Genomic DNA, 13,304 nt, shown 5'->3' on the forward strand with positions numbered 1-13,304 from the left:
GCGGCTCAATTGTGTTCGCCGCCTCCTTCCGACAGGCGCTGACGCCCTCCTGAGAGGCCGCCGGGTCGTTCTACTGGAAGCTGAGCCGGTGCGGATGCGTCGGGGTGGCGGGGCAGGTGTGGACGCGCATGAGGCCGCGGCCGAGGTAGACGCCTGCCGGGTCACTGATCCGGTCGTCCGGTACGGAGTCCCGGTCCTCCAGCGGGATCCAGCTCTCGGAGGCTCCGTCCCATTCGCCGCCGGCCACGGTGAGCAAGGGGGGCATGGTTGCTCCGCAGACCTCGCAGCCGATGTGCACCGGGTCGGTGAGGTGCCACGATGCGAAGCCTCCGACCTTCCAGCCGGGCGGGATGGACAGATCACCTCGGTAGGTGACCTCGTTCTCCCCGTCCTCACCGGCGCGCGCGGCGGCCATGGCGGCCTCGTACTCCTCGTACGTGTCGAAGCTGGAGGGCGAGGCCGAGGAGTCGAAGGCGTCGTCCTCTTCGTCGTCTCCTGTCTCCCACGCTTCGATGGCCTCCTGAAGGTCTTCGTCCAACAGGCCTTCGTACTCGTGCTCCACCACTTGTTCGGGGTGAAGCTCGCAGGTGTTCGGAACGCATTCGGCCCTGCCCACCACCACGGGCTCCGGGATCACGGCGAGGGCCTCGCTCACGTCTTGGGAGCGCCGCCACTTCAGCACGACGTCGATGGTCCGGCCGGGCCCGTGCACTTCGAAGGGGCACCAGAGGACCTGGAGGAGGTCACAGCCCTCAGGTCCGGTGAGGTCGGGGATGTCGCGTGCGAAGAGCTGCGCGGCGGCGAGCAGCGGAATCGGGTCCGCGTCGTCGATCCGGGGGGCGTGCGGTCCCGGCACAAGGGTGTCCAGGACCGCACGTTCGGCGTCGGTGGGACCAGTTCCGGGATCCCGGTGCCAGGCCTCGTCGAGGATCCGCCGCCGGAGGCGCACGTCTGACAGCCGGTGGCCCCAGCCCTTGGGGTGGACCACGGTGCACACGGGCCACGGCTCGTCCGCGGGCCACAGGAACGGGCCGGCCACCGAACTGTCGTCCGCCTTCGGGGAGCCGTGGCGCGGGTGCAGGCGGGTGCTGGTGCGGCGGTGGTCGGCGAGTGCGGGGAACAGGCCCTCGGCATCGACCGGGCGGGGCGGGGTGGTGCGGGTCATGTGGTCCTCACTTGCTGTTCGGGGCGAGTGCTACACGCCGGTCCTGACGCCGGACGCAGGATTCTCGAGGCTGTGGGTGAAGGTGAAGCCCTTGTTTCCGAAAGCTGTGAAGTCCAGACGGATGGGGATGGGGTTGGCTCCCGCGTAGACGGGCACGATGCTGTACTGGATGACTTCACCATTACCCTTCTTGACCGCGTCGAAGATCACCTGTTCTACCTGGTCCCGCTGGTCCGGTGAGTTCGTGGGGTCCTGCGTCTGGGTGACCAGGTTGTGATAGGCCTTCGTTCCGGTCCCGGCTCCGCCGAGCCGATCGGCCAGCAGATGGCCGCGCGCCTCGTTGAAGTCCGTTCCGTTGCCACGCCAGCCCGGGGGCTTGAGCTTGCCGGCGGCCGTCCCCTTCTTCGCGTCCAGGATTTCGGGGCGAAGGCAGGCGTGGACGCCGGTAGGGCGTCCGAGGTGGTCGAGACGGCCGTAGCGGATGCTCCCGTCCCAATCGTATGCGTCCATCTGGCAGCGCTTGGGTGCCAGACCCAATGGGTCGCTCCACACCCATGGGTTGAGGACGTACGTCGAGGGGTTGGGCGCTGGTGACAGGCCGAGCGGGTCGGGGCTGGTGTAGCGGGCGGTGTCCGGGTCGTAGTGGCGGAAGTAGTTGTAGTGCAGACCGGTCTCGGGATCGGCGTACTGGCCGGGAAAGCGCAGCGGGGTGTACGCGGTTGCGTCCTTGCCCCAGCCGGTCGTGCCCCAGCAGGCCGAACGGGCCCGCCAGGCCGTCTCGCCGGACTCGGCCACCAGCTCGGTCGGCGCACCGACCAGGTCGGTGATGATGGCGAAGAAGCGGCTGTCGACCTCTGCGTCGTCCAGTTCCCGGCGCTCGTACTGGCTCAGCGGGCGGTGGCCCTCGTACTCCCAGGTGAGCACGGTCCGGGTGGCGGAGTCGGACTGCTCGACCAGCAGAGATCCGTCCCATGTGAACCGGACGGTCTCGGTGACCGTCAGGCCGTCGGGGGACATGCGGTGTTTGGCGGTACGCCGTCCCAGTGGGTCGTAGGAGTATTGCCACACGGCGCCGTCCGGGGTGGTGCACGAGACCAGATGGTCTTCGGCGTCGTAGGTGTAGCGCCATATGTCGGGCTTGCGGGAGAGTCTCGTGACCCGTCGCATGACCACGCGGCCCGCCGCGTCGTGTTCGTAGGTGACGGCGCCTGCGGATGTCACACGGGTTCCGGCGTAGGTGCGGGACCCGCGGGCCTCGCCGTGGCCGGCTGCTCTCGGCCAGTCGGCCTGCGTCTGGTTGCCCGCGCCGTCGTACGCGTACGTCTCCGTCCAGCCGGGTGCTTCGATGCTGAGCGGACGCCCCACGGGGTCGAGTGAGATCTGCTTGTCCCACCTGGCCCCGGCCACCGACTCCGTGATCCGCACCGGATACCCGTCGGCGCGATACGCGTAGTTCCGGACGGGTGAGGCGGTGCCGCCCCTGGTCACGGACTGGCTCACGGGCCGACTACGGCTGTCCCACGCCGTATGCAGGGAGACGGGAGCCGACTGCGATCCCCACGTGCGAGTCAGTTCCCGGCCGAGCACATCGTGGGTGAAGGCGATCGTGTGTCCGTCGGTCGTGAGTGAGAGGCGGTCACCCGCTTCGCCGTAGGTGGTGTGGCTGACGGCACCCGAGGGTGTGGTGCGGGAGACGCGGCGGCCCAGCAGGTCGTAGCCGTAGCGGCTGGTTCGACCGTCGACGGTTTCGGAGATCAGCCGTCCCATGACGTCGCGTTCCATGACGACGGCGGAGGCCGCCGACCGGGCGGAGACGAGCTCGCCTGCCCGGTCGTAGGTGTAGCGGACGAGGTGTCCTTCGACCTGCCGGGAGGTCAGCCGGTCCATGGAGTCCCACGTGTACGCGACCGACACCCCTTGAGGGCTCGTACGGCAGGTCAGACGGCCCGCCTGATCGTAGGCGTAGCGAGTCCGGCGGCCGTCGAAGTCGTCCTCGGCCACGAGCCGTCCCGCGCTGTCGTAGGTGTAACTCCACTTTTGCCCGAGCGGGTTGGTCACCTGGGCCAGACGCAGTTCGGTGTCGTAGCGCAGCTCGTGGCGGGCGCCGTCTGCCGCGATACGGGCAAGTGGCTTGTCGAAATGGCCGTACTCGGTGGCCGAGACACCACCATGGGCATCGGTATGGGCGAGGCAGTTGCCCTCAGGATCCCAGCGCCAGGACTCACGGCTGCCGTCGGCGGTGACGCGGTGCAGCAGCCGGTCGTCCGCATCCCAGGTGAAGTGCTGCGCACTGCCCGCGGGATCGGCGATGCGGGTGGGGCGGCCCCGGTGGTCGCGCTCCACCGTGGTGACACCCCCGTCGGAACTGGTGATCTCCACGGGAAGTCCCGCGCGGTTGGCGCGGATGTGCGTAGTGGAGCCGAGAGCATCCGTGAACGACGCGACCGCACCGGTGCGGTCGTGGGTGAACCGGGTGAGAGCGTGGTCGGGCCCGCGGGTGCCGGTGCAGTTGCCGAGTTCGTCGAAGTACTGCTCCCATACGGTGCCGTCCGGGGCCGTGACCTCGACCGGCAGGTTCAGCGCGTTGTAGCGCGCCGTGGAGACCGAACCGTCCGGGAGTCGGACGGCGGTGAGATTGCCCGCTTCGTCCCAGGTCAGCTCGGTGGTCTGACCGAGCGGATCGATACGGCTCAGGGGGCGGTCGTATGCGTCCCAGGTCAGCTGGGTCGTATGGCCGAGCGGATCGGTCTCGGAAACGACCTGGAGCCGGTCGTTGAGGTGGAGGACCGTGGTGGCGCCGGTGGAGTCGGTGTAGCAGGTGACCCGGTGCCCTGTCTGAGGGTGTACGTCGTAGGTGAAGTGCGAGGAGAGGATGCCGTCGGGGCCCACGGTGCTGACGACACGGCCGTCCGCGTCGTAGACGTACCGGAACGTGGACAGGTTCCGGTCGGTCCACGAGGTGACGCGACTGTCGGCGTCGTAGGTGAACCGCATGGGGGGAGCGTCGAGACTCTCCGAACCGGTCAGTGACGTAAGGTCACCGGCCGCGTCGTAGCCGTAGCGGAGGACCGTTTCCGCGCCCTCCGGTCCTTCGAGGGCGATCGCTGTGACGCGGGAGGTGTCGGCCGTGACTCTGACCGTGTATCCACCGGAGTGGACGACCGAGAGGGGCGCTCCGTCGGAACGGCGGTTGAAACGGATGCGGTTGTCGTTGCGATCGCAGACTTCGGCCAGCCAGTGGGCGGGAGAGTCCCGGTAGGGGCTGCCGGTGAACGTTCGAGTGACCCCGCCGGCCGCGTCGAAGACCGTGTACCGGCTCTCGCCCTCGTCTTCGCCGTCGTGGACAAGAGGCAGGCGATCACCTTCCAGCGGCATCACCTGCTCCCCATCCGGACGGGGAAGCCGCGGGTAGACCAGCAGTGAGCCGTCCTCCCGGACCCAGACGGCACCGAAGCCGACCGGGTCGACTTCGATCCGTTCGTCGAGAGTGGAGGCCCAACTGCGGCCGAACCAGTGTCCGTACCGGTAGGTGGACACGTGCGTACGGCGAAGTGCCACGGGCAGTACACCGGGCAGGGTCAGGTCCGTCTGCGGGAGCAGCATCTTGCCGGTGGCCACGTCGACGGGATCGTTTTTGCAGACGGTCTTGTCGAGGGAAATGGCGTTGCTGCGAGGGGCGTCCTTGGCTTCCTGAGCCGAGTTCGGCTTGGTGCGGGCCGAGTCCTCACCCTTGCCGTAGCCGGCCGGATCCTTTCCCCCCGGCCCCTTGCCGCCGTGGCCGCCCTTGCCCTTCAGGCGGTTGAAGTCGTCATGGAGGGCCTGGTCGTTCTTCTTGTGGTCGGTGGAAATCTGTTTGACGGCTTTGGGCAGGGTGGTGCCGACGTGGTCGCCCATGGCCTTGGTGGCCTTGGTGAGGGCTGCCATGGCCTTGTCTGCGACCGGGTCGATGGCCTGGGCGATGGAGTCGCGGCCCCTGGTGCGGCCGTGGTGGTGCTTGGCCTTGGTCAGTTTCGCGGTGGTCTTGCCGTGGATGTTGGTGCTGACGTGGTTGAGGTTGGTGCCGGCACGGGCGTGCTCGGAGTGCTCGATGTGGAGGTCGACCAGGCCGGTCCCTCCACCGTTTCCGGAACCGCTGCCGCCTGCGGAGGCGAGGTGGAGGGACTCCTTGCCGGACTGGACGCCGTCGTTGAAACCGTCCTTGCCCGCTTTCTTCGTCTGGTCGAGGTCGACGCCGTCCTGGAAGCCGAGGGCCATCGAGCCGAGCTGGACGACGAGGTCGGCGGCCATGCCCTCCAGGGCCGCGACGGCCGGTTCGGTCATCGCCGAGACGATGTAGCCGACGGCTTCCTCGACACACTCCTTGATGAGGCGTTTGATGACCTCTTGGGTTGCGCGCATGGCCCCTGCGCCGATCAGCATCGACAGACCGCCGGTGACCGGAATGAGGGAGAGTGCGATACCCGCTTCGGAGGCGAGGTACCCGAGCTGTACCAAGGCGGCGGTCTTCATGCCGACGACCGCACCGGCGGCCAGGTCCATCGCCCCGGCGATGGTGCGGGCCGCACCTGCGATGTCCTTGAAGTGCTTTCCCTTGACCTTGTTCCAGTGCTCGTTCAGCGCCTCGATCGACTCGCCTTTGCTGGCCGACAGCAGGCGCTCGACATGGTTGTTGGCCAGCTGGCCGTCGTCCAGGAGGTCATCCGCGAACTCGCGGAGCGAGTCGGCCATCTCCCGGTAGGCGTCCTCGTCGACATTCGGCCAAGCCACACCGATCAAGTCCAGCAGCGTGTCGGCCCAGTCAGGCAGCGTGACAGACATCCCCCACCCCCGTGGTTGAACCAGAACATCAATCGAACAGTCCTACCACGTAACCAACCTGACGGATAATCCGATGATCACGGTCTGCTCAGGGGGCCGTCCTGTACCGGCCTGCGGCGGGAAGGCGTCCCGAGCGGGGCGGGATCCCGAACCGCCCTGCCCGCCGGGACGGTCAAGCAACGCAAGAAGCCCCTGCCGATCGGCCGGGGCTTCTTGCGGAAGTGTCATCACGGAGAGGCGGCGAAAGCGCCTGACCGCGAAAACCTTGCTACGGAAGGTTCCTCGCCATGACGATCCGCTGGACCTGGTTCGTGCCTTCATAAATCTGGGTGATCTTCGCGTCGCGCATCATGCGCTCGACCGGGTAGTCGCGGGTGTAGCCGTAGCCGCCGAGGAGCTGGACGGCGTCCGTGGTGACCTCCATCGCGATGTCGGAGGCGAAGCACTTGGCCGCGGCGCCGAGGTAGGTGAGGTCGGCGTCGCCGCGCTCCGAGGCGGCGGCCGCCTGGTAGGTCAGCGCGCGGGCGGCGGAGACCTTCATGGCCATGTCCGCGAGCATGAACTGCACGCCCTGGAAGTCGCCGATCGGCTTGCCGAACTGCTTGCGCTCCCGGACGTAGCCCTTGGCGTAGTCCAGGGCGCCCTGGGCGATGCCGAGCGCCTGGGCGGCGATGGTGATGCGGGTGTGGTCGAGGGTCTTCATCGCGGTGGCGAAGCCGGTGCCCTCGGCGCCGATCATGCGGTCGGCGGGGATCCGCACGTTGTCGAGGTAGACCTCGCGGGTCGGGGAGCCCTTGATGCCGAGCTTCTTCTCCGGGGCGCCGAAGGAGACGCCCTCGTCGGACTTTTCGACGACGAAGGCGCTGATGCCCTTCGAGCGCTTCTCCGGGTCCGTCACGGCCATGACCGTGTAGTACTCGGAGACGCCCGCGTTGGTGATCCAGCGCTTGACGCCGTTGAGGACCCAGAAGTCCCCGTCGCGCACGGCGCGGGTCTTCATGCCGGCGGCGTCGGAGCCGGCGTCGGGCTCGGAGAGGCAGTACGAGAACATGCCGTCGCCCTTGGCCAGCGGGCCGAGGTACTTCTTCTTCAGGTCCTCGGAGCCGGAGAGGATCACCGGGAGCGAACCGAGCTTGTTCACCGCCGGGATCAGGGAGGAGGAGGCGCAGACGCGGGCCACCTCCTCGATCACGATCACGGTGGCGAGGGCGTCCGCGCCGGCGCCGCCGTAGGTCTCCGGGACGTGGACGGCGTGCAGGTCGTTGGCGACGAGCGCGTCGTGGGCCTCCTGCGGGAAGCGTGCTTCCTCGTCGACCGCGGCTGCGAACGGCAGGATCTTCGCTTCGGCGAGCGAGCGGACGGACTCGCGGAGCATGTCGTGCTCCTCGGCCGGGCGGTACAGGTCGAAGTCGGCAGAACCCGCCAAGACTCTCACTCCCCAAGTGTGATGCGCGTGCGATGCGCGTGCGGCGCATGTGCGCTGCGTGATGCTAACTACCGTTAAGTAACCCAAATCTTAGTGTCCGGCGTCGTGGCAGCGATATGTACGAGGTACGTGAGCTGCGTGACAGCCGGGTCTCCTGGGGAACGTCCCCTCGGACCGGCCCGACTATGCTCAGTGGCCGCAAACGGCCCCGCACCTCTGGAGCACCCATGGCCCCCCTCAGGATCACTGTGATCGGCACCGGCTACCTCGGCGCGACCCATGCCGCGGCGATGGCGGAGCTGGGCTTCGAGGTGCTCGGGCTGGACGTGGTGCCGGAGAAGATCGAGATGCTGTCCGCGGGCCGGGTGCCGATGTACGAGCCCGGGCTCGAGGAACTCCTCGCCCGGCACGTCGCGGGCCTGCCGGGTTCCACCGGGCGGCTGCGCTTCACGCAGTCCTGGGAGGAGGTCGGCGCCTTCGGCGACGTCCACTTCATCTGCGTGAACACCCCTCAGAAGCACGGCGAGTACGCGTGCGACATGTCGTACGTCGACTCCGCGATGCAGTCGCTGGCCCCGCACCTGACCCGGCCGGTGCTGGTCGTCGGCAAGTCCACCGTGCCGGTGGGTTCGGCCGAGCGGCTCGCCGTGAAGCTGGCCGAGCTGGCCCCGGCGGGCGGCGAGGCCGAGCTGGCGTGGAACCCGGAGTTCCTGCGGGAGGGCTTCGCCGTGCAGGACACCCTGCACCCCGACCGGATCGTGATCGGCGTCCAGGGCGAGCGCGGCGAGAAGCTGTTGCGCGAGGTGTACGAGACGCCGATGTCGGAGGGCACCCCGCTGGTGGTGACCGATTTCCCGACGGCCGAGCTCGTGAAGACCGCCGCGAACTCCTTCCTCGCCACGAAGATCTCCTTCATCAACGCGATGGCGGAGGTCTGCGAGGCCGCCGGCGGCGACGTGGTCAAGCTGGCCGAGGCCATCGGCTACGACGAGCGGATCGGCGCGAAGTTCCTGCGCGCCGGCATCGGCTTCGGCGGCGGCTGCCTGCCCAAGGACATCCGGGCGTTCATGGCGCGCGCCGGCGAGCTCGGCGCGGACCAGGCGCTGACCTTCCTGCGCGAGGTCGACTCCATCAACATGCGCCGGCGCGGCCACATGGTCGAGCTGGCCCGCGAGGCCGTCGGCGGGTCCTTCCTCGGCAAGCGCGTCGCCGTGCTCGGCGCCACCTTCAAGCCGGACTCGGACGACGTCCGCGACTCCCCCGCGCTGAACGTGGCCGGGCAGATCCACCTCCAGGGCGGCCAGGTCACCGTCTACGACCCGAAGGGCATGGACAACGCCCGCCGCGTCTTCCCGACGCTCGGGTACGCGGACTCGGCGCTGGAGGCGGCCCGCGGCGCGGAGGTCGTCCTGCACCTGACCGAGTGGCGCGAGTTCCGCGACCTCGACCCGGTGGAGCTGGGCGAGGTCGTCACCGACCGGCTGATCCTCGACGGCCGCAACGCCCTCGACACCGACCGCTGGCGCGCGGCCGGCTGGACGTACCGCGCGATGGGCCGTCCGCGGGCCTAAGGGCTGTCTACGCCGGTCTGCGGTGCTGGGCGGCGCGGGCCGTGAATTCCGCGTCGCGCAGCACCCGCTGGGTGTTTTCCCAGGTCAGCAGGGCCAGGTCGGTCTCCGGCCAGCCCCGTTCGAGCAGTTCCGCGATCAGCCGCGGATAGCCCGAGGGGTCGGTCAGGCCGGTCGGCCGTGGGGTGGCCTGCTCGGAGCCGAAGGTGGCGCCGAGGCCCACGCAGTGCGGGCCCGCGACGGCCCGTACGTGTTCCACGTGGTCGGCGACCGCGTGGAGCGAGTCCCCGGTCTGCTCGGCGTCGAAGGTGACCATCGCCAGACCGTTCGCCGCCCGCAGGGCCAGCAGCACCTCGTCGGTCACGTTCCCCGGATGCGGGTTCAGCGCGGCCGCCGCGGTGTGCGAGACGATCACCGGGGCCTTGGACGCCCCCGCGAGCTGGCAGGCCACCTCCGGCGTACAGCCGGTCAGGTCCACCAGCATCGCCAGCCGGTTCATCTCCCGGACCACCTCGTGGCCGAACGGCGTCAGGCCGTGGTGGGCCCAGGGCGCTCCCGCGGGCGCGAGGGCCCGTACGCCCAGGGCGTGGAACGCGCGCAGGGCGCCCAGCGAGTCGGTCAGCGTACGGCCGGGCACGGGGCCCAGGAACGAGGCGATCCGGCCCCGGTTGCGGGCATCGGCCATGTCGTCCGCGGTCAGCGCAAGGCACAGGCCGTCCGGGTAACGGCGCGTCAGGGCGAGCGCCACGTCGATCTGTTCCAGGGTCTCGGACACCACCTGGTCGGCGTCCCCGGCCTCGCGCGGCAGCAGCATCGACCAGAACTGGGCGCCGACCCCGCCGGCGCGCAGCCGCGGGATGTCGGTGTCGACGCCCGAGTCCGGGGTGTCGATGTCGTGGTACGGGCTCTGGCGCAGCGTCCGGACCAGCGTGTTGTGCCCGTCGGCGACGGGATGCACGGACAGCAGCGCGACGGCCCGCTCCAGGGCGCTGCCCGGTACCGCGGCGGGCAGGTCCTCGGCTCCGGGGGAGCCGGAGCCCGCGGGGGGCGTATCAGCGTCGTATGCGGTGTGTGCGGTGTACGCGGCGTTCTGTTCATCCTGCAGGTCGGCCATGGCGTTCGCTCCGGTCTCGGCGGCAGCAGGGAGGGATGCTGCCACGGTGACACGCCGGACGGCCGGATCGCCCGGCGGATGTGGCGTTCGGGTGTAACCCGCAGGTCACACCCCTCGCCACAGCCGCCGGGCCGCGGCTACAGGATCGCGTTGGAGGGGCCGCGGGACGCCGAGAGCTCGCGCGCCACCGCTTCGGCGTCGCGCAGCGCCCGTACGGCGTTGGACCAGGTCAGCTTGGCCAGGTCGGCGTGCGACCAGCCGCGCGTGAGCAGCTCCGCGATCAGGTTCGGGTAGCCGGCCACGTCGTCCAGTCCGGCCGGGGTGAAGGCCGTGCCGTCGTAGTCGCCGCCGATGCCGATGTGGTCGACGCCGGCCACCTCGCGCATGTGGTCGAGGTGGTCGGCCACCGTGGCGGCCGTGGCCACCGGGCGCGGCCGCTCCGCCTCGAAGGCGCGGTGCAGGGCCATCGCCCCGGGCGAGGTGTCCAGGTGGTGGAAGCCGTGCGCCCGCAGGTTCTCGTCCGCGGCCAGGGTCCACTCGACCGCTGCCGGGAGGATGAACTTCGGTACGAACGTGGCCATCGCGACACCGCCGTTGGCCGGCAGCTGCGCCAGCACGTCGTCCGGGATGTTGCGCGGGTGGTCGCACATCGCCAGCGAGGACGAGTGCGAGAAGATCACCGGCGCGGCCGAGACGGCGAGCGCGTCGCGCATCGTCGTCGCGGCGACGTGCGAGAGGTCGACGAGCATGCCGATGCGGTTCATCTCGCGGACGACCTCGCGGCCGAAGTCGCTCAGGCCGCCGTGGCGCGGCTCGTCGGTCGCCGAGTCCGCCCAGTCGATCGTGTCGTTGTGCGTGAGCGTCATGTACCGCACGCCCAGCTGGTGCAGGGCGCGCAGCGTGGCGAGCGAGTTGTTGATGGAGTGGCCGCCCTCGGCGCCCATCAGCGAGGCGATCCGGCCGTCGGCGCGGGCCGCCTCCATGTCGTCCGCCGTCAGCGCCCGCACCAGGTCCGCCGGGTAACGGTCGATCAGCTGGGCGACGGCGTCGATCTGCTCCAGGGTGGCGCTGACCGCCTCGTCGCCGGCGAAGTCGGAGCGGACGTAGACCGACCAGAACTGCGCGCCGACGCCGCCGGCGCGCAGCCGCGGGATGTCGGTGTGCAGCAGGCCGCGCTGGTCGCCGGCGATGTCGCGCTGCGCCAGGTCGTAGCGGACCTGCTCGCGCAGGGCCCAGGGCAGGTCGTTGTGCCCGTCGACCACCGGATGTGCGGCGAGCAGCTCGCGGGCCTCGGCGAGGCGGTCCGCCGCCACGGACGTGTGCGCCGCGCTCACTTGCCGAACCCGAAGGACTCCGCGCCCGCGACCTTCGTCCGCAGCCGCTTGCCCTTCTCGGTGGCCTGGTCGTTGAGCTCCTGCTGGAATTCCTTCATCCTGCCGAGCAGCTCGGGGTCGTGGGCGGCCAGCATCCGTACGGCCAGCAGCCCGGCGTTGCGCGCCCCGGCGACGGAGACGGTGGCGACGGGAACCCCTGCGGGCATCTGGACGATCGACAGCAGGGAGTCCATGCCGTCGAGGTACTTCAGCGGCACCGGGACGCCGATGACGGGCAGCGGGGTCACCGAGGCGAGCATGCCGGGCAGGTGGGCGGCCCCGCCGGCGCCGGCGATGATCGCCTTCAGGCCGCGCCCGGCGGCCTGCTCCCCGTACGCGACCATCTCGCGCGGCATCCGGTGCGCGGAGACGACGTCGACCTCGTAGGGGATCTCGAACTCGTCCAGGGCCTGGGCGGCGGCCTCCATGACGGGCCAGTCGGAGTCCGAGCCCATGACGATGCCGATGAGGGGACCTGCGGTGGAGGTGCTCATGAGGTGATCGTTCCCCTGAGGTAGCCGGCTGCGTGGCGTGCGCGTTCCAGCACATCGTCCAGGTCGTCGCCGTAGGTGTTGACGTGGCCGACCTTGCGGCCGTGTTTCACGTCCTTGCCGTACATGTGGATCTTGAGCTGCGGGTCGTGGGCCATGCAGTGCAGGTACGCCGCGTACATGTCGGGGTAGTCACCGCCGAGCACGTTCGCCATGACCGTCCAGCGGGCCCGGGGGCGGGGGTCGCCCAGGGGGAGGTCCAGGACCGCGCGGACGTGGTTGGCGAACTGGGAGGTGATCGCACCGTCCTGGGTCCAGTGGCCGCTGTTGTGCGGGCGCATCGCCAGCTCGTTGACGAGGATCCGGCCGTCGGCGGTCTCGAACAGCTCCACGGCCAGGTGGCCGGTGACGCCGAGCTCCTCGGCGATGCGCAGGGCGAGGGCCTGGGCCTCGCCCGACAGGGCCTCGGACAGGTTCGGGGCGGGCGCGATCACCGTGTCGCAGACGCCGTCCACCTGGACGGACTCGACGACGGGGTAGGCCACGGCCTGCCCGTGCGGGGAGCGGACGATGTTCGCCGCGAGCTCGCGGACGAAGTCGACCTTCTCCTCCGCCAGGACCGGGACGCCCGCCTTGAAGGGGGCCTCCGCGTCCTCGGGGGTCCGGACGAACCAGACGCCCTTGCCGTCGTATCCGCCGCGCACGGTCTTGAGGATGACCGGGAAGCCGCCCACCTCCTGGGCGAAGGCCGCCGCGTCCGCCGGATCGCTCACGATCCGGTGGCGGGGGCTCGGGGCGCCGATCTCGTCGAGCTTGGCGCGCATCACCCCCTTGTCCGCGGCGTGCATCAACGCGTCGGGCCCCGGGCGGACGGGGATGCCGTCCGCTTCCAGGGCCCGCAGGTGTGCGATGGGCACGTGCTCGTGGTCGAAAGTGATCACATCGCAGCCGCGCGCGAAGGCGCGCAACGTCTCCAGGTCGCGATAGTCGCCGATGACGACATCGCTCACGACCTGGGCCGCCGAGTCCTGTGGGGTGTCACTGAGGAGCTTGAATCTGATGCCGAGGGGGATGCCCGCCTCGTGGGTCATGCGGGCGAGCTGTCCGCCGCCGACCATGCCGACTACCGGGAACGTCACCCCTCCAGAGTATCCGCCGGTATTCCGCCATCCGGACACGGGCCTGGCCCGTACTGATCGGCGCCCGTCGTCGCGCGCGTCGCCGTCACGTCCGCGTGTGCCGTGCGTCGCACGGCGTGCGAAGGCACAGACGGGCCGGTGGGACGACACTTAGCATGTCTGGGTTGACCGAAGGCGGCACACGCCTCCACGGACGCCTCCGCGCGGGGC

General features: G+C 69.9%; 8 protein-coding genes. 1 reads left to right on the forward strand and 7 read right to left on the reverse strand.

Translation table 11 applies throughout. The annotated features are described in order from the left end of the window. Positions 1–70: 70 nt before the first annotated feature. The 3 genes from IF09_RS0118095 to IF09_RS0118105 all read right to left on the reverse strand — a co-directional run bounded on the left by IF09_RS0118095 (position 71) and on the right by IF09_RS0118105 (position 7,409). The gene (locus IF09_RS0118095; RefSeq protein WP_030296914.1) at positions 71–1,165 is read right to left on the reverse strand and encodes a hypothetical protein; all 1,095 of its coding nucleotides are present in this window, start codon (positions 1,163–1,165) and stop codon (positions 71–73) included. Positions 1,166–1,195: 30 nt separating this feature from the next. Then, positions 1,196–5,983 carry a DUF6531 domain-containing protein gene (locus tag IF09_RS0118100; protein ID WP_051832615.1) on the reverse strand — a complete coding sequence of 1,596 codons (4,788 nt, stop codon included), beginning with the start codon at positions 5,981–5,983 and terminating at the stop codon, positions 1,196–1,198. Positions 5,984–6,251: 268 nt separating this feature from the next. Next, complete coding sequence (locus tag IF09_RS0118105; RefSeq protein WP_030296918.1) at positions 6,252–7,409, reverse strand: acyl-CoA dehydrogenase family protein; 1,158 nt, start codon at positions 7,407–7,409, stop codon at positions 6,252–6,254. 227 nt (positions 7,410–7,636) lie between these two features. On the opposite strand from IF09_RS0118105, the gene IF09_RS0118110 reads away from it, so the two are divergent. Continuing rightward, positions 7,637–8,980 (forward strand): UDP-glucose dehydrogenase family protein, encoded by a 1,344-nt coding sequence (locus tag IF09_RS0118110; RefSeq protein WP_030296920.1) that lies wholly within the window; start codon positions 7,637–7,639, stop codon positions 8,978–8,980. Between the two features lie 7 nt (positions 8,981–8,987). Here the strand turns inward: IF09_RS0118110 and IF09_RS0118115 are convergent, their stop codons facing one another. The 4 genes from IF09_RS0118115 to IF09_RS0118130 all read right to left on the reverse strand — a co-directional run bounded on the left by IF09_RS0118115 (position 8,988) and on the right by IF09_RS0118130 (position 13,094). Continuing rightward, on the reverse strand, positions 8,988–10,091 hold the full coding sequence (locus IF09_RS0118115; protein ID WP_030296921.1) for a dipeptidase: 1,104 nt from the start codon (positions 10,089–10,091) through the stop codon (positions 8,988–8,990). A gap of 137 nt (positions 10,092–10,228) precedes the next feature. After that, positions 10,229–11,425, reverse strand: coding sequence for a dipeptidase (locus IF09_RS0118120; protein WP_234321052.1), 1,197 nt, complete (start codon positions 11,423–11,425; stop codon positions 10,229–10,231). Continuing rightward, positions 11,422–11,958 (reverse strand): 5-(carboxyamino)imidazole ribonucleotide mutase, encoded by a 537-nt coding sequence (gene purE, locus IF09_RS0118125; protein WP_030296924.1) that lies wholly within the window; start codon positions 11,956–11,958, stop codon positions 11,422–11,424. The genes IF09_RS0118120 and purE overlap by 4 nt, the downstream gene beginning before the upstream one ends. Further along, a complete protein-coding gene (locus tag IF09_RS0118130) occupies positions 11,955–13,094 on the reverse strand; it encodes a 5-(carboxyamino)imidazole ribonucleotide synthase (protein ID WP_078613324.1) in 1,140 nt (379 codons plus the stop codon). Before IF09_RS0118130 ends, purE begins: the two co-directional genes overlap by 4 nt. Positions 13,095–13,304 lie beyond the last annotated feature (210 nt).

This window comes from Streptomyces katrae, from assembly GCF_000717655.1.
In the GTDB taxonomy this organism is placed as follows: Bacteria; Actinomycetota; Actinomycetes; order Streptomycetales; family Streptomycetaceae; genus Streptomyces; species Streptomyces katrae_B.

Coding starts and splice junctions, on each gene's coding strand:
- IF09_RS0118100 (WP_051832615.1), bottom strand. CDS start 5,983: ATGTCTGTCACGCTGCCTGACTGGGCCGACACGCTGCTGGACTTGATC.
- IF09_RS0118115 (WP_030296921.1), bottom strand. CDS start 10,091: ATGGCCGACCTGCAGGATGAACAGAACGCCGCGTACACCGCACACACC.
- IF09_RS0118110 (WP_030296920.1), top strand. CDS start 7,637: ATGGCCCCCCTCAGGATCACTGTGATCGGCACCGGCTACCTCGGCGCG.
- purE (WP_030296924.1), bottom strand. CDS start 11,958: ATGAGCACCTCCACCGCAGGTCCCCTCATCGGCATCGTCATGGGCTCG.
- IF09_RS0118095 (WP_030296914.1), bottom strand. CDS start 1,165: ATGACCCGCACCACCCCGCCCCGCCCGGTCGATGCCGAGGGCCTGTTC.